At 64.9% G+C, this 16,605-nt stretch carries 15 protein-coding genes; 12 read left to right on the forward strand and 3 right to left on the reverse strand.

What is annotated here, in order from left to right:
* Positions 1-975 (reverse strand): DUF2336 domain-containing protein, encoded by a 975-nt coding sequence (locus HYH07_RS18450; RefSeq protein ID WP_220003817.1) that lies wholly within the window; start codon positions 973-975, stop codon positions 1-3.
* A 258-nt stretch (positions 976-1,233) separates the two neighbouring features.
* Between HYH07_RS18450 and HYH07_RS18455 the strand changes: the two genes are divergently transcribed.
* The 6 genes from HYH07_RS18455 (at position 1,234) to HYH07_RS18480 (ending at position 7,259) form a co-directional block, all read left to right on the forward strand.
* Positions 1,234-1,422, forward strand: a complete 189-nt coding sequence (locus tag HYH07_RS18455; RefSeq protein ID WP_057753048.1) for a hypothetical protein — start codon at positions 1,234-1,236, stop codon at positions 1,420-1,422.
* Between the two features lie 15 nt (positions 1,423-1,437).
* Positions 1,438-2,199: a hypothetical protein gene (locus tag HYH07_RS18460; protein WP_220003818.1), complete on the forward strand. Its 762-nt coding sequence runs from the start codon at positions 1,438-1,440 to the stop codon at positions 2,197-2,199.
* Between the two features lie 221 nt (positions 2,200-2,420).
* Positions 2,421-5,828, forward strand: coding sequence for a CHAT domain-containing protein (locus HYH07_RS18465; protein ID WP_220003819.1), 3,408 nt, complete (start codon positions 2,421-2,423; stop codon positions 5,826-5,828).
* Positions 5,829-5,854: 26 nt separating this feature from the next.
* Positions 5,855-6,298, forward strand: coding sequence for a hypothetical protein (locus HYH07_RS18470; RefSeq protein WP_220003820.1), 444 nt, complete (start codon positions 5,855-5,857; stop codon positions 6,296-6,298).
* A complete protein-coding gene (locus tag HYH07_RS18475; protein WP_057753052.1) occupies positions 6,298-6,492 on the forward strand; it encodes a hypothetical protein in 195 nt (64 codons plus the stop codon). Before HYH07_RS18470 ends, HYH07_RS18475 begins: the two co-directional genes overlap by 1 nt.
* Positions 6,493-6,494: 2 nt before the next feature.
* Positions 6,495-7,259: a hypothetical protein gene (locus tag HYH07_RS18480; RefSeq protein ID WP_220003821.1), complete on the forward strand. Its 765-nt coding sequence runs from the start codon at positions 6,495-6,497 to the stop codon at positions 7,257-7,259.
* Here HYH07_RS18480 and HYH07_RS18485 read toward each other — a convergent pair whose 3' ends face one another.
* Complete coding sequence (locus HYH07_RS18485; RefSeq protein ID WP_220003822.1) at positions 7,260-8,117, reverse strand: LysR family transcriptional regulator; 858 nt, start codon at positions 8,115-8,117, stop codon at positions 7,260-7,262.
* Between the two features lie 94 nt (positions 8,118-8,211).
* On the opposite strand from HYH07_RS18485, the gene HYH07_RS18490 reads away from it, so the two are divergent.
* A complete protein-coding gene (locus tag HYH07_RS18490) occupies positions 8,212-9,039 on the forward strand; it encodes an MBL fold metallo-hydrolase (RefSeq protein WP_220003823.1) in 828 nt (275 codons plus the stop codon).
* A gap of 34 nt (positions 9,040-9,073) precedes the next feature.
* On the opposite strand, the gene HYH07_RS18495 is transcribed toward HYH07_RS18490, so the two are convergent.
* Complete coding sequence (locus HYH07_RS18495) at positions 9,074-9,760, reverse strand: L-2-amino-thiazoline-4-carboxylic acid hydrolase (protein ID WP_220003824.1); 687 nt, start codon at positions 9,758-9,760, stop codon at positions 9,074-9,076.
* A 130-nt stretch (positions 9,761-9,890) separates the two neighbouring features.
* On the opposite strand from HYH07_RS18495, the gene HYH07_RS18500 reads away from it, so the two are divergent.
* The 5 genes from HYH07_RS18500 to HYH07_RS18520 all read left to right on the forward strand — a co-directional run bounded on the left by HYH07_RS18500 (position 9,891) and on the right by HYH07_RS18520 (position 16,505).
* On the forward strand, positions 9,891-10,517 hold the full coding sequence (locus HYH07_RS18500; protein WP_220003825.1) for a LysR family transcriptional regulator: 627 nt from the start codon (positions 9,891-9,893) through the stop codon (positions 10,515-10,517).
* 485 nt (positions 10,518-11,002) lie between these two features.
* Complete coding sequence (locus HYH07_RS18505; protein ID WP_220003826.1) at positions 11,003-11,368, forward strand: hypothetical protein; 366 nt, start codon at positions 11,003-11,005, stop codon at positions 11,366-11,368.
* Positions 11,369-11,485: 117 nt separating this feature from the next.
* Positions 11,486-11,878 carry a FixH family protein gene (locus HYH07_RS18510; protein WP_220003827.1) on the forward strand — a complete coding sequence of 131 codons (393 nt, stop codon included), beginning with the start codon at positions 11,486-11,488 and terminating at the stop codon, positions 11,876-11,878.
* Between the two features lie 83 nt (positions 11,879-11,961).
* Positions 11,962-13,338, forward strand: coding sequence for an efflux RND transporter periplasmic adaptor subunit (locus HYH07_RS18515; RefSeq protein WP_220003828.1), 1,377 nt, complete (start codon positions 11,962-11,964; stop codon positions 13,336-13,338).
* A complete protein-coding gene (locus tag HYH07_RS18520; protein ID WP_220003829.1) occupies positions 13,335-16,505 on the forward strand; it encodes an efflux RND transporter permease subunit in 3,171 nt (1,056 codons plus the stop codon). The genes HYH07_RS18515 and HYH07_RS18520 overlap by 4 nt, the downstream gene beginning before the upstream one ends.
* Positions 16,506-16,605 lie beyond the last annotated feature (100 nt).

Raw genomic sequence — 16,605 nt, forward strand, 5'->3', positions numbered from 1 at the left:
TTAGCGTTCTGATCCGCTAGAACCCGTGCGCACCGCCGGGCTCGATCCGGGCTGCACGCTCGGCCGCGACGGGCTGGACGCGCCGCGTGCGCGCTGCCGGTCGCTGTCATGCAGCGACGGCTGATATTTCGTGCGCGTGACGGCGAGCGTCGAGCCGCGCCAGGCTGCGAGCATCACCAGCGCCGAGCGGTCGCTGATGCGGTCATAGAGCCGCGACAGCCGATAGACCTCGTTCACGGAGGTGCCGATCGCGGGCTTGAAGAACAGCAGGATGCGCTGGAAGTTCGGGCTCGGCATGTCGAGCGCGCGCGCGGCAACCGCCAGCGCCTCGCCGCCGGCATCCTCGACGATCTCAGTTGCGACGCGCGAGGGCAGGATCAGGGTGTCGCCGAGCTCGTAGGTGAAGCTGTCGACATCGCCCGCGATCGCCGCCATCTCCAGGACCTGGATCGCGCGCTTGGCATGCACGGTCGGAATCCGCGGCGCGGCCTTCAGCGGCGTCTGCGCCAGGTTTTGCAGCATCAGCGCGCGCTGGCTCGCATCGGCGCCGAAGAACATGTCGTGGATCTCGGCCGCTTCCTTCGGCTGCATCGCCATGTTGGCGGCCATGCGCCCTTCCGTGTCCGTCGGCGTGCGGGCGGGCGAGGGGCCAAGCGCAGCTTCCGGGATTGTGCGCGCGAGCGGCACGCGGCGGCCTTCCTGCGCCGCGACCAGGCCGAGCTTTTGCAGTACGGGCACGGGCGTGTGCGGATAGATCGCAAGCTTCGCCTTGACGGCCGCGCGCGTCGCGTCGTCGACCTGATCGATCAGCCGCGTCGCAAGCTCGATGAATTGACGCTGCTCGTCCTCGGTGTGGGTGCTGGCCTGGACATAGAGATCGGTCAACACGCGCAGCAGGGTGGGGCGAACATCGACGCCCTCGCGGCGGGAGAGTGTCATCAGCCCGTCGAATCCGGGAAACAGCGACTTGGTCATGGAGGCGTACGCAACTTCGGAAGAACTGTCGTCACAGCCTATCAAGGGTTCCTTTAAAGGTTGCTTAAGGAAAACGAAATGTGAAGCAAACCCGCTCAATTTTAGCCATCTCGTCTCGCTGCGGGACGGCGGCGAGGGCAACGGTCCGTGCGGTTACGGTCCGAGAGCCGCGTTTACACCCCGTTAACCATAAACTGATCCTAATGACCCCCATGTTGCCGGGGCGCGTTCGGTCGCGCGGCAGTCGAGAGAGCTGACATGGGGACCATCATCGAATTTCCGGCCGGTCGCCGGGTGGGCTCGTCGGGGGACGTCACACCGCGCGCGGACATGGGAACGATCCTGATCCTTCCCGTCATCCGCATCGAGCGCGACAGCGACGAAACCAGCGGCGACCGTGGACCGGAGCAGGGCACCGCGCCGGGGCGCCGCCGCCGCCGCCGCTGAATTGCGGCTTTTGCAATGCCGGGCTCCATCCATCAGATCCGCACCATTCGATCGGCCATTCTGTTCGCAGCCCTGGGCACCGCGCTCGCTGGCTGCAGCGGCGGTGATTTCGGCCGCACCCGCGCCGACATGCGCAGCGACGATATGCACAGCTGGCTCGGCCTTGAGGCCACCGGCAGCCTCGGCCTGAAGTCCTCCCAATTCCAGTTGACCGACGAGGAACGCCAGCTTCGCGACCTCGCCTATCCCATGATCGAGCCGCCGCTGTCCCGGCCGGCCTGGAAGAGCGTGTTCGGCGATTACAAGGCCCTGCCGGCACCGTGGCGCCAGAAGGTGGTGTTCGACCGCACCATGTACGGCCGTACGCTGATCGACGAGCCGCATCGCTCGCACGCCTCGCGCTATGCGCAGCTGATCGAGGACGTGCGCAACGACATCACCCGCTTCGAGCCGTTCTTTGCCTGCGCGATCCGCGTCATCGATCTCGACAGGAGGCGGGACGCCAGCATGGCGCGCGTCTCCGCGCTGTCGCCACGGGAAAAGGCGGACGCCGTCGCGCGCATGCAGGAGAACTCGCTGATCGTCCAGTGGGTGCAGCAAAGCCTCGAGCAGCGCGTCTCGTCCTATCGCTGGGCGCTGGAGCGGCTGGTGATCCAGGCGCCAGACGGCATGGCCGCCGACGCCGACCGCCTGATCGGCGAACTCGCCGCGCAAACCGCCAATCCGCCTGTCATCTCGCAGCCGCCTTACGGCCGCGCGGTCGTCTCGAAGGGCTGAGCGCGGGGCCGCGGCCGCCGTCCGGGCACGAGCAGCCCGACAATCCGCGCGATCAACCCGCGCCGCCCCTGCTGGCACGTCCGCCCGGGGAACCGGTGCCCACGGCTGCCGCCACCCCTCTTAAGCATTCCGCCACCCTACCGATTGGTGATTGTCCTGTCGCGCAATAGGGGTAGGATCAGCTCGTTTCTTCAAGTGATTTCACTCAAAGGTCCTTCGCGATGAGCCTCAACGCCGCGAGTCCGGTCAAGAGCCGTCTGGAAGTTCCCCTGCCGCGAAAAGTGCTGGTCCTCGCCGTTCTCCTGGGATCGACCGGGACGGCTGCCGCGCTGACCAAGGAGGCGGCGATCGAGAATTGCAGGATGACCGTCGGCAAGCCGATCGTGCAGGCCTGCATGCATGCGGGCGGCGGTGCCGATCGGGAAGCATGCCGCGCCAAGGCCTCGCCGCAGGTCAAAGCCTGCGTGATGGCGGCGCTCAATGCCGCCAACGGCCGCGCCAATGTCGCGGTCGAGGTACCGAAGGAAGAGGCGCCCAAGCTGGCGCCGGGGACTGCGCTGCCCAAGGACTTCATCGCGCCGCCGCGCACCATCTCCGACATCACCGCGATCCTCGACAGCGAAAAGCCGAACGAGAAGCTGATTGCGGAGCTGAAGGCGGACGCGGATTCGACGCCCACGGGCAAGGAGTCCCGCGAGGATCTCGCCCAGTTCTATTTCGATCGTGCCAATGCGCGCGCCCAGCTCGGACGGCTTGCCGAAGCCATCGCTGACGCCAACAAGGCCATCGAGGTCGGACGCGGCGCCATCAGCGCAAACATGATGGGTCGGCTGACACAGCTTGCCGCCCTGCAATATTCGAACGCCGGCGATCCGAAGCGCGCATTCGAGATCATGCAGAGGCAGTTGCGCGAGGTCGCCACTGCGCCGGGCGCGAAGGGGTATCTGTTCAACGCCAATCGCTCGATCGCAGGCATTCTCATTCAAATGGGCGACATCCCGCAGGCCGAAGCCTATCTGCGCCGCAGCCTCGCCGGGATCCAGGAGGCTCGCACCAGCGGCCTTCCCGGATGGCGCGCCTCCTATGCGAAGATGGGGCAGAATTGGGAGGGTGAAATCGAGGGCACCCGCGCCATGATCTTCGAGGCGCGCGGGCAGTTCAAGGAAGCCGAAGCCTCCTATCGTCTGGCCGAGCAGCGCAAGCGCGCCGGCATGAAGGCCGTGATGGAGTCGGACAATCCTCCCGCTGAAACCGTCGTCTTGCAGACCATCGACTATCTGGTTCTGAGCCAGGCGCGCATGAAGGCGCGGCAGGGCAGGCTCGCCGAAGCCGAGGTCGACGCGCGCCGGGCGCTGTTGTCGCGCCTGAAGGACACTGGCAAGTACAATCCGGTGATGCCGCGTTATGTGATGGGATTGGCCGGCATCCTGGTCGATGAGGGCCGTTACGAGGAAGCGGAGCAGCTCGGCCGCGTCGCGCTGGAGATCAACAAGACGGTCGGCGTGCCGGAAGACTCGCAAGCGACCGTGCAGCTGCTGTCGCAGCTCGCCGGTATTCTCAACCTGCGGCGCAACAATGCCGAAGCCAGCGACATGTTTGCGCGGATCGACAAGGCGGTCGCCAATTGGGATCCGCAGCGCCGCCAGGTCATCGAGCTCAATCCGGCGCGCATCCTCGCGCTCTACAATTCCGGCCAGCTCGACGCCGGCATCGCCGCCGCCGAGCAACTGGTCAAGAAGCAGGTCGGGCGGGTCGGCGAGAACCATTTCGATGCGGCGTCGGCGCGTGGCACCCTGGCGATCGGCCTGATGCGCGCACGGCGCGATGCCGACGCCATCAGGGAGTTCAAGGCCGCCATTCCGATCATGATGGCGAACGCGAACGAGAACGCCGACGACGAGAACACGACCGTAGTGGCCGCGCGCAGCCAGCGGCTGCAGGCCATCGTCGAGAGTTACCTGCTGCTGCTGGCGCGGGCCGAGGGTACCAGCGGCGCCGTGGGCGAGGAGACGTTCAGTCTTGCCGATGCCATCCGTGGCCGCTCCGTGCAGCAGGCGCTCGCGGCCTCAAGCGCGCGTGCCGCCGCCAAGGATCCCGCGCTCGCCGAGCTCGTGCGCAAGGAGCAGGATCTGACAAAACAGGTCAACGCCCAGTTCGGCACCCTCAACAACGTCCTCGCCATTCCCTCGGCGGAGCGCGACGAGAAGGGCGCGCAGCAGATCCAGGCGTCGATCACGGCCTTGCGCGGTGAACGCGACAAGGCGCGCCAGGAGATCAAGCAGAAATTCCCTGTTTATGCCGATCTGGTTTCGCCGAAGCCGCCGAGCGTTGCCGAGATCCGCGCGACCTTGTCGGACAACGAAGCGATGTTGTCGTTCTATTTCGGCCAGAACGGCAGCTTCGTCTGGGCTGTGCCGAAATCGGGCCCGGTGGCCTTTGCCGCCGTCAATGCCAGGGGCGGCGACATCGAGACCAAGGTCCGCAAGCTGCGCGAGGCGCTGGAGCCGCAGGCGGCAATGATCTCGGACATTCCGCCATTCGACCTGAAGCTCGGTTACGAGCTCTACGAGCTGTTGCTGAAACCGGTCGAGAGCGGATGGAAGCCCGCCAAGAACCTGATCGTGGTGACCAACGGCGCCCTCGGCCTGCTGCCGCTGTCGCTGCTGCCGACCGCAGCGGCGGAGGTAGCGGCCGAGGAGGATCCGCTGTTCGTCGGCTATCGCAACGTGCCCTGGCTGGCGCGGACCCATGCCGTGTCGACGGTGCCGTCGGCTGCGGCCCTGCGCACGCTGCGGCAGCTGCCGCCCGGCAAGCCCGGCCGCGGCGATCTTGTGGCGTTCGGCGATCCCTATTTCAACAAGGATCAGCAGGCCGAGGCAGAAAGCGCCGACGGCAAGGTGCAGGTCGCCGATGTCGGCGGCAACGTCACCCGCGGCATGCCGCTGAAGCGTCGCAGCAGCCCGAAGCTCGAAGGCGTCGACAGCGCCGAGCTCGGGCTCTTGCCGCGTCTCCCTGATACGGCCGACGAGCTCAAATCGATCGCGCTGGCCCTGCAGGCAGATCCCTCGAAGGTGCTGTTCCTCGGCAAGAATGCGACCGAGAGCGCCGTGAAGACGATGAATCTCTCCGGCTTCAGGATTCTGGCGTTCGCTACCCACGGTCTCGTGCCGGGCGAGCTCAACGGTCTGACGCAGCCCGCTCTTGCCTTGTCGTCGCCGGCGGTGACGGGCGAGGGCGGAGACGGCCTCCTCACCATGGAGGAGATCCTCGGCCTGAAGCTCGACGCCGACTGGGTGATCCTGTCTGCCTGCAACACCGGCGCCGGTGCAGGCGCCGGCGCGGAGGCCGCCTCCGGCCTTGGCCGTGCATTCTTCTATGCGGGAACGCGCGCGCTGCTGGTGACCAACTGGTCGGTGCATTCGCAATCGGCCCGCCAGCTCGTGACCGATCTATTCAAGCGGCAGGCCGACGATCCAAAACTGTCGCGGAGCGAAGCGCTGCGGCAGGCAATGATGGCTCTGGTCGATGGTCCCGGTTACCTGAACGGCGAGGGCAAGACCGAGTTCGCCTACGCGCACCCGCTGTTCTGGGCGCCCTATACGATCATCGGTGATGGCGGCGTGCGATGATTGACACCGGAAGGTTGGGAAGAACAATGACGCGGAATTTCTTGCTGGGGCTGGTTGCGGCAGGTCTTTTGTTTTCGGGAGCCTCGCGGGCGACGCAATTGATCACTGAAGAGGAGGCCAAGCTGCCGCCACCGAAGGGCGCGGTCGCGGCGGACCGGCGCGGCATCCTGCGCGGTCCCAAGGTGGAGTTCGTCTCGCCCGGAGAGTCCGTCGCCTCTCCCTTGAAGCTGCAGCTGAAATTCGAGTCGTTCGGCGGCGCCAAGATCGATCCTGATTCGGTCAAGGTGATCTTCCTGCGCACGCCGAACGTCGATCTGACGCCCCGCATCAAGCCGTTCGTCCAGGCCGACGGCATCAACATACTGGACGCGGAATTGCCGCCCGGCGATTACACCATGCGGGTCGATATCAAGGACAGTGACGGGCGGCCCGGCACGGCCATCTTCACCCTCAAGGTCGCACCCAAGTGATGTGTCCCTACTGCCAGGCCGAGAATGCCGATCGCGCGCTGGTCTGTGCGTCCTGCTCGCGCGACATCGCCGTGCCCGCGACACTGATTGCCGAGCGCGACGATCTCCTGCGCAAGCGCGACCAGCTGCGCGATGAGCTGGCGCGCGCCAGAGACGAGATCGAGACCATCATGCGGCGCAGGACGTCGCGCTGACGATGGAGTGTCCATTCTGCGCCGAGACGATCAAGGACGAGGCCATCGCGTGCAAGCACTGCTCGCGCGATCTGCGCGTGGTGAGACCGACGCTGCTGGAGATCGACGACATCGTCGCCGAGCTGGACAGGCTGAGGCGCGATCTCGATCGCGTCAATGTCCGGCTCGAGCGCTACAAGAATCCGCTGCGCTATTACGGGACGCATGCCGTTCTCTACGTCGTCATTCCGTCCGTCCTGCTCACGCTCGCGCATGTTCTGGTCACCATCACCTTCAATCTGTCGCCAATTCCGCTCCGCATCGCCTCGATCGTCATCCCGCTGCTGTTCGGGTTCGCAGCCTATCCCCTGCATCGGGTCTCGACATGGGGGGCGTTCGTGCTGGCGCTGCTGCTCGCCAGCCTCAGCATCCAGGCGATGCTGACGGTGACCGGATTCCACGACGACGTTCCGATCCTGCCGACGGTGTGGGTCGAGTGGCGCGAAGTGTTCGAATACGGCGCGAGCATCCTGCTCGCCTTCGTGTCCGGAAACATATTGGGGGTCGTGATCTTTCAGGTCTTGCCGCGCGTCCTGGGCCAGGGCGGCAAGCCCAATGCGTTCGCCTTCAAGATGGCGCGCCTGCTCGGGCAGCATGTTGGCGAGGAACAGCTCCGCCGCCGCGCCCGCCTGATTCAGGACCTGATGCAGACCATCGGCCCGCTGGCCGGCGTCGCCGCGACCGCGGTGGGCTCGATCTATGCCGGCCTGAAGGGCTTGCTCGGATAGTTATTGCTGGTTGCGCCGGCGGCTGGACTGGTTGCGGGGCTTTGCGCGCCCGCGCTGCAGCTTCCCGACAAAATCCTTCAACGCGTCCGCCAGTGGCACGGATGCGCGATAGGCGAGCCCGACCTCGCGCTTGATCTTCACTTCGATCGGCCTGATGGCGACATCGGAAACGCCTTTCGCCACGCCTTCCGGGATGATGGCGACGCCGACGCCGGCCGCGACCAGCGCCATCGCCCAGTCTTCCGATTGCGCGATCGCCGCAGATTGGCGCCGCTGCGCCGCCCGGCCGAAGAACGCGCTCTGCTCGCAATGGCAGCGGTCGATCATCGGCACGTCGGCGAGATCGGCGGCGCGCAGCTTCTCCTTCAGCGTCAGCGGATGCGAGGCCGGCAGCGCCGCGACATAGCGCTCGCTCCAGAGCGGGACGAAATGCTCCTCCTCGCGCAGCATGCTTTTCGAGATGATCCGTGCATCCGCACGTTCGTCGCTGCCGACGAGTCGGAGCGCGATGTCGCTGCGCGCCGTCAGCGGCTTCAGCAGCGCGATCGTCCTGGGGACGTCGAGCGTCCGCATCAGGCCCAGCGTGACGGAGGTCTTGGTGCTGGGCTTGCGGAACAGCTTTCGCGCGGCGTCGGCCTCGTCGATGATGCGGCGGGCGACGGTGTGAAACTGCTCGGCCGAGGCCGTCGGCGCGACGCCCTTCTTGTGCCGGATGAACAGCGTGGTGCCGAGCTCGGCCTCCAGATTGGTGATCGCGGTCGAGATCGACGGCTGCGACACGAAGCAGGTGCGCGCCGCGGCCGTGAGGTTGCGTTCGCGATAGACGGCGGCGAAGTAGCGGAGCTCGCGGATGTCCATAGGATAGGCCTAGAGATACCATCAATATCAGATATTTTACCTATGGATTGGAGGATGACAAGAAGGCGCTGTCCACAACAGGCGAGCGTCATCCATGAAGATCCATCACCTCAACACCGGCACGATGTGCCCCATGGGCGGTCGGCTCGTGAACGGCACCGGCGGCCTGTTCCAGCGCGCCCGCATGGTCTGCCATTGCCTGCTGATCGAAACCAATGGCGGCCTCGCGCTGGTCGACACCGGCATCGGGCTCGGCGATATCGCCGCGCCCGAAAGGCTCGGGCGGCGTTGGCTGCGCCAGACGGCGCCGAGGCTCGATCCGGCCGAGACGGCGGTGCAGCAGGTGAGGGCACTCGGCTATTCACCCCATGATGTGCGCCACGTGCTGCTGACGCATCTCGATCGCGACCACGCCGGCGGCGTGCCCGACTTTCCCCATGCTGCGATCCACGTCCATCGCGCCGAATACGACGTGGCCGTGTTGCGCAAGCCGGCACCGCCCGAAGGGCGTTACGTCACGGGCCAATGGAGCCACGGGCCGAGCTGGAGTTTCTACGGCGAGACCGGCGAAGACTGGTTCGGCTTCAAGGGCGTGCGCGCGCTTGGCGACCGCGATGCTGATATCCTGATGATCCCGCTCGCCGGCCACACGCTTGGTCATTGCGGCATCGCGGTCCGCTCCGGCGACGCCTGGCTATTGCATGCCGGCGACAGCTATTTCCATCACGGCCAGCTCGACGCATCGCCGCGCGCGCCGCTGATGCTCCGCTATTTCCAGCGCAAGGTGGATATGGACCGCAACGCCCGCATCGCCAACCAGGCGCGCCTGCGCGAGCTGAAGCTGAACCATGGCAAGCGCGTCACGATCTTCAACAGCCACGATCCCGTGGACTACGAGAACTGCCGCTGCGGCACGAATTAGCGCAGCTCGCGCGAGGCCGGTTCCGTGCTAGTCATCAGTCACGTTGCAATCGCGAGAAGCGGAAATTGCAATGGCTCGCGCCGCCGGCCAGCGTTTGCGTCCGTTCCAGGCGGATGCCACGGGTGGCATAGGCGTCGAAATCAAGCCCGCAAATGTTGGGCAGGATCTCCCTGTCGCCATGGCGGCCTGCGAACTTGCAGAAGCCACAGGCCCGATAATTGATGCCGAATTCAAAACTGTCATTCGGGGCCGGCTCGACGAAATCGTAGACAAAATCCTCCGGAAATTCGGCCTGGTGGCTTTCTGTGACGCTTCTCGCCGCCTGCTCGCGCAGCAATATCTGGTTCTCCGCCGACATGAAGTGATCTCCCGCGGCGAGGCGTTCCGCCTCCGGTTGAGTGAGCAGCTGTGCCTTGTAGGTCTGCCGCTCGATCTCGCCGATCACGGTCACCGGCACGCCGCGCCGGCGCAGCACGCGGCTGATGGCCATGAAGCCGGTGAGGCGCATGAAGAAATCGCTCATGCGGCTGGCGGCGCCGCCGACATAGGGCATCTGGGTCAGCACGATTGCGAACTCGTCCATCACCTTCTGCCTGACAGCGTCGACGTCGGACAAATGCGCGCGCTCGCGCAGCATCGGCTCGGCCAGGTCGAGGCGCTGGCGCATTGCGGATTCCATGTCATCGCGATGGGCCTCGTAGAAGGGATGGATCTCGGCCATAAGGGACCTCCTGATGTTGCGGACCGACCGTATCCGGCGACATCACTGCGGTGCAAAGCATCATTCCTGCAGTTCAGCGCAAGAAAATCTATTGCAAGAAGTCGGCCCATCGGTGTCAAACTGATGCGCCATGACCTACGCCCTTCCGCCACTCAACGCGCTCCGCGCCTTTGAGGCCGCCGCGCGCCATCTCAGCTTCAAGCTGGCCGCGCACGAACTGCACGTGACGGCAGCCGCCGTCGGGCAGCAGGTCAAGGCGCTGGAGGCGCGCCTCGGCGTGCAGCTGTTCGAGCGGCTACATAAGCAACTCATTCTGACCGCGGCAGGTCAGGCCTATCTGCCCGGGGTGTCCGAAGGCTTTCGCCACATCGCGGACGCGACCTCGCAATTGAAGCCTGAAGGTGCGGTGCTGTTGCAGCTGGGCGTCCACGCCAGCCTTGATCTGCGCAGACTTGATCTGGCGGCATTTCGGAGTGCGCATGCGGAGATTGGCTTGCGCGTGCTGCAGCCTGCCGGCCTGCATGAGCTGGTCGAGGGCAAGGTAGATCTCTTGATCGCCCGCAGCCTCGGTCATCACCCTGGTTATCGCTGTAACAGGATCGCGGAGGGGACAGGGCTCGGCGATTGGCTGATCGCACCCGAGGGCACCGCAGATTGCCCGGAGATCGTCAGCTTTCGCGAATGGCTGCGCGCTCAGGCAGTCGAGAGGGCGCGCACAGGCTGCCCGCCGCGACTGGTCGGGGGCGTCGGGGGCTGATTCTTATCGGCGATGAGACCGGCCATAAGTACGGCAGTTCGGATTGATCAGCGCTGTCCCAGAAATGCATTGAGCGGTATTTGCGCTTCGTACTGGCGAGCCTTTTCCAGGAGAACATCGCGCAATTGTCCATCCGGCAGAAGCCGCGCCTGCGCGCGGGCTTCGCGCGCAGCGTCAGCGAGCCTTTCGCTCAACGTCTTTTCCTGCCGTATTCTTCGTCGGACCTGGCTCATTTGGTCCGTAACGCAGGATAGGCCCTTGCGTTCCCAGGTCACAGGATTCGCAATACCGGAACGCCAGCTCCGCCCACGCGTTACCTTCCATATCGAAGGAGAACCTCAGGGGCGGTTTTGTATGAGCGCAAAGACGCACCGCGATATCCTGACGCCTCGGTCACGAACCCTTGATCATAATCAATGACTGGTTTCCCGACCCGGATATGGTACTGAGGCCGTGGTCCCGGCCCGAGAGGCACGTCGTTTTCGATGCAGTTTGTCCGTACCATGCTGGCCTTCGCTATCGCCGTATCCTTGGCGATGCTGCCGGTTGGCGCGTCCGCGTCTAGCATCGCGATGTCGTCGGACGACATGCAGACAACCATGCACATGAGCGGCGATGCCGACATGTCGATGGACGATTGCTGTCCCGACATGAAGAAAACGGGCTCTCATGCCGGCGGCGCCAAATGCGGTATGGGCTTCTGCTGCGTCGGCGGGATCATCATGCTCGCTGACATCAGGCCGGTCGCCTTTGCATATCTCGCTGCCGTCGCCGGCAAGATGGTCCTTCCTGAGGATCAGGTCGCCTCTTACCGTGGCGGCAGTCCTCCCTTTCGGCCTCCTCGAATCTGATCCCGCAAAGCCTGAGACGTGAGCGGCAAGCCTGCTTTCGATGACCGCTGCTCGCGACGATGACTGACGTGCGCGCGCCATGCGCCACGGCGGAAGATCAATTCATGAGGACAGAAGATGCTTTCGAAATTCAAGACCGCGGCTCTCGCCGCCACCGTTTCGCTTGCCGCTTCCGCCGCGACGGCGGGCGCGGGCGACTACACGTTCGAGCCCATCAAAGCGGAGATGAAGAAGGGCGACGACGTCACGCTCGCCGTTCGCCTGATCAACAAGCAGACCGGCAAACAGGTCCCAGATGCGGTCATTTTCAAGACCCGCGTCGATATGGCGCCCGACGGCATGGCCGAGATGGAGTCGGCGGTTGCGCCGCTGCCGTCGAAGGAGCCGGGCGTGTACGCCTTCAGGACGGACCTGCCGATGCCCGGCCGCTACCAGATGACGCTGTCCGCGAAGGTGCAGGGCGAAGCTGAGACCGTCACCGGCAAGGTGATCGTCACGGCGACCAAGTGAACCATCGGGCGCTGCGAGGCGGCGCCCGATAGTCCCTCTCCATTCACACGGACGCGCGCTCCCGGGTGCGCGAAAGACACGCCATGAAAACGCTGCGTCTTCTGACGGCTGTTGCGCTGGGCTCTGGCCTTGGCTTGATCGCTGAGGGCTATTCGAACGGGGAGTTTGCCGCGAGGGCATCGGCCGCGGACCGAACGCCGCTCTATTATCGCGATCCCAGCGGCGCGCCACTCTGGTCATCGGGTCCGAACAAGGATGACCGCGGGCGGGACTATCTGCCGGTCTACGACGACGATCGGACGACGGCATCGCAGGCGAAGCCGCCGCAGCAGGCGCTTTCCTCGCGGAAGATCCTCTATTACCGCAATCCCATGGGCCTGCCCGACACCTCGCCGATGCCGAAGAAGGATTCGATGGGGATGGACTACATCCCCGTCTACGAAGGCGAGGACACCGACGACGGCACCGTGAGGCTGTCGCCCGGCAAGATCCAGCGCACGGGCGTGAAGTCCGAGCCGGTCGAACGGCGCGCGATCCGCGTCTCGGTGAAGGCGCCCGGCACGATCCAGCTCGATGAGCGCCGCGTCTCGGTCATCGCGATGCGCGCCGAGAGCTTTGTGCAGAAGGTCGCCGACGTCACCACCGGCACCCGCGTCAAGGCCGGGCAGCCGCTGATGGACATCTACAGCTCGGCCGTCGCGTCGGCCGCTGCGGAATATCTTGCGACGATCACCTCCAAGGTGGTCGGCGGTGTCGAGATGTATGGCCGCGGTTCGCGCCAGCGGCTCGTCAATCTCGATGTGCCGGAGCCTGTCATCGCGGAGATGGAGAGGACGCGGACAGCGCCGGTCACCATCGGCTGGTCGGCGCCGCGCGACGGGATCGTGCTGGAACGCAACGCCGTCGAAGGTATGCGCGCCAATCCCGGCGATGTGCTGTTCCGCATCGCGGACACCTCGATGGTCTGGGCGCTGGTCGATGTGGCCGAGCGCGATCTCGGCACTATCGCCGTCGGGCAATCGGTGGCGGTCCGCGCGCGCAGCTTTCCCGGCCGGACGTTCACCGGAAAGATCGCGATCGTCTATCCGCAGGTCAATCGCGACACCCGCACCGTTCGTGTCAGGATCGAGCTTGCCAATCCCGATGCGATGCTGCTGCCGGACATGTATGTCGATGCCGACATCGACACCGCGGACGCCGCGCCCGTCCTGGCGGTGCCCGACAGTTCGGTGCTCGACACCGGCAGCCGGCAAGCCGTCCTCGTCGACAAGGGGGAGGGGCGCTTCGAGCCGCGGCAGGTCACGCTCGGCCGTCGCGGTGGCGGCTATATCGAAGTGCGGGAAGGGCTTGCGGATGGCGAGGCGGTCGTCACCTCCGCCACCTTCCTGATCGATGCGGAAAGCAATCTGAAGGCGGCGCTGAAGGGGTTTGACGCCGGCGCGATGGGAGATCGCAAATGATCGCCCGCATCATCGCCTGGTCGGCGCGCAATCTGCTGCTCGTCTTGTTCGGCACTGGTTTTGCGGTCGCCGCCGGATTCTATGCGCTGGTTCATCTTCCGCTGGATGCGATCCCCGATCTCTCCGATACGCAGGTTATCGTCTACACCGAATATCCCGGCCAGGCGCCGCAGGTGATCGAGGACCAGGTCACCTATCCGCTGACGACGGCGATGCTGACTGTGCCGAAATCGAAGGTGGTGCGCGGCTTCTCCTTCTTCGGCGTGTCGTTCGTCTACGTGATCTTCGAGGATGGCACAGACATCTATTGGGCACGCTCGCGCGTGATGGAATTCCTCAATGGCGCGTCGTCCAGGCTTCCCGCCGGCGTCACGCCGACCATCGGGCCCGATGCGACCGGCGTCGGCTGGGTCTACCAATATGCCGTGATGTCCAAGGAGCTGAACCTTGCGGACACGCGCACGATCCAGGACTGGAATTTGAAGTTTGCGCTGGCCAAGGCCGAAGGCGTTGCCGAGGTCGCCAGCATCGGCGGCTTTGTCAAGCAGTACAACGTGGTGCTCGACCCGCAGCGCATGCGCGACCGTGGCATCAGCATGGCAAAAATCCGTGAGGCGATCCGTGCCAGCAATGCCGATGTCGGCGGCCGCACCGTCGAGCTTTCCGAGTTCGAATACGTCATCCGCGGCAGGGGCTACATCAAGAGCATCAACGATCTCGGCAATATCGTCCTGAAGACCTCTGGCGGCACGCCGGTGCTGCTGCGGGACGTCGCTGCTGTCGAGCTTGGCCCCGACGAGCGGCGAGGCATCGCCGAGCTGAACGGCGAGGGCGAGGTCGCCAGCGGCATCGTGCTGCAGCGGTTCGGCGTCAACGCCCTCGACGTCATCGAAAACGTCAGGAAACGCTTCAAGGAGATCGCGAGCAGCCTGCCGAAATCGGTCGAGATCGTGCCGGTCTATGATCGGTCCAATCTGATCTATGCGGCGATCGATACGCTCAAGCACACCTTGTTCGAGGAGAGCGTCGTCGTCGCCCTGGTGTGCATCGTGTTCCTGTTGCATGTCCGCAGCGCCCTGGTCGCGATCCTGATGCTGCCCGTGGGCGTGCTGATGGCCTTCGGCGCCATGAAGCTGCTTGGACTCGGCTCCAACATCATGAGCTTGGGTGGCATCGCGATCGCGATCGGCGCGATGGTGGATGCCGCCATCGTCATGATCGAGAACGCCCACAAGCATCTCGAACGTGCCAGGCCCGATCAGCGGCGCATCCAGGTCCTGATCGACGCCGCATCCGAGGTCGGCCCGGCGCTGTTCTTCAGCCTGCTGATCATCACGGTGTCGTTCATGCCGATCTTCACCCTGGAATCGCAGGAGGGGCGGCTGTTCAGCCCGCTGGCGTTCACGAAGACCTTTTCGATGGCGGCGGCGGCGCTTCTGTCGGTGACATTGGTGCCGGCGCTGATGGTGATCTTCGTCCGCGGCCGGATTGTCCCGGAGAGCAGGAACATCATCAACCGCGTTCTGATCTGGATCTATCGCCCCGTCATCAAAGGTGTGCTGCACGCCAAGACGCTGGTGATCCTGGCTTCCGTCGCCGTTCTCGCCGTCACGATCTGGCCGGCGCGCCAGCTCGGCACCGAGTTCATGCCAAACCTGAACGAGGGCACGCTGCTCTACATGCCGACGACGCTGCCCGGCATCTCCGTCACCAAGGCGGCCGAGCTGATGCAGATGCAGGATCGCATCATCAAATCGTTTCCCGAGGTCGCTTCGGTCTACGGCAAGGCGGGACGCGCTGCGACTGCGACCGACCCGGCGCCGACCGAGATGTTCGAGACCGTCGTCAATCTGAAGCCGAAGCAGCAATGGCGCGCCGGCGTCACCGTCGACGGCCTGATCGCCGAGATGGACAAGGCCCTGCAGTTTCCCGGCGTCTCCAACGCCTGGACCATGCCGATCAAGGCGCGCATCGACATGCTCTCCACCGGCATCCGCACGCCTGTCGGCATCAAGGTGATGGGCACTGATCTCGCCGAGATCGACCGGCTGGCCAAGCAGATCGAACGCGTCATCAAGACCGTATCAGGCACGTCGTCCGCCTACGCCGAGCGCGGCATTGGCGGCTATTATCTCGAGATCGTCCCCGACCGCGAGGCACTCGCCCGTTACGGCCTCCTGATCCAGGACGTCCAGGACACCATCGCGGCTGCGCTCGGCGGTCAGACGGTCACCACCACGGTGGAGGGACGGCAGCGCTTCACGGTGAACATGCGCTATCCGCGCGACCTCAGAGACAACCCGAAAGCCATCGCCAGCGATATCCTGGTGCCCATGCAAGCGGGCGGCGCCGTGCCGCTCGGCGAGGTGGCCAATGTCGAGCCCGCGCGCGGTCCGACCTCGATCCGGACCGAGAACGGTCAGCTCGCGACCTACATCTATGTCGACATCAGGGATCGCGACATCGGCAGCTACGTCGCTGACGCGCAGCGCGCCGTGACGGAAAGCATCCGGTTTCCCGCCGGCTATTACGTGGTCTGGAGCGGGCAATATGAATATCTCCAGCGCGCCGCGGCCCGGCTCAGAATCGTGGTGCCGGTGACGCTGACGATCATCTTCCTGCTGCTCTACCTGAATTTCCGCGCCATGACCGAGACCCTGATCGTGATGCTGTCGCTGCCGTTCGCGCTGGTCGGCGGCATCTGGATGATGTGGTGGCTCGGCTTCAATTTGTCAGTCGCCGTCGCTGTCGGTTTCATCGCGCTCGCCGGCGTTGCCGCCGAGACCGGGGTCGTGATGCTGATCTATCTCGATCATGCGCTGGAAGAGGTGAAGGCCGCGTGCAGCACCGAGGGAAGGCCGTTGACGCGCCACGATCTCCATGAGGCCATCATGGTGGGCGCGGTCGAACGGGTGCGGCCCAAGATGATGACGGTGGTCGCCATCATGGCCGGTCTGCTGCCGATCATGTGGAGCACCGGGGCCGGATCGGAAATCATGCAACGCATTGCGGTGCCGATGATCGGCGGTATGATGTCGTCGACGCTGCTGACGCTCGTTGTGATCCCCGCCATCTTCGGCCTGGTGAAAGGGCGGGGGCTTCCTCCGGGGGAGCGGCCGGCTCTTCATGACGATCGTCCCGTGCAGGCCGCGCAGGCGGCCGAATAGACCTATCCCTCGAGCATGATCCGGAAAAGTGTGAAACGGTTTTCCCTCGCGACATCAGCGGAACGCGTTTGCGCGGGGATCATGCTCAAATAAAGAGCTA

It is taken from the genome of Bradyrhizobium sp. BR 10261 (genome assembly GCF_019455395.1).
Taxonomy (GTDB): domain Bacteria; phylum Pseudomonadota; class Alphaproteobacteria; order Rhizobiales; family Xanthobacteraceae; genus Bradyrhizobium; species Bradyrhizobium manausense.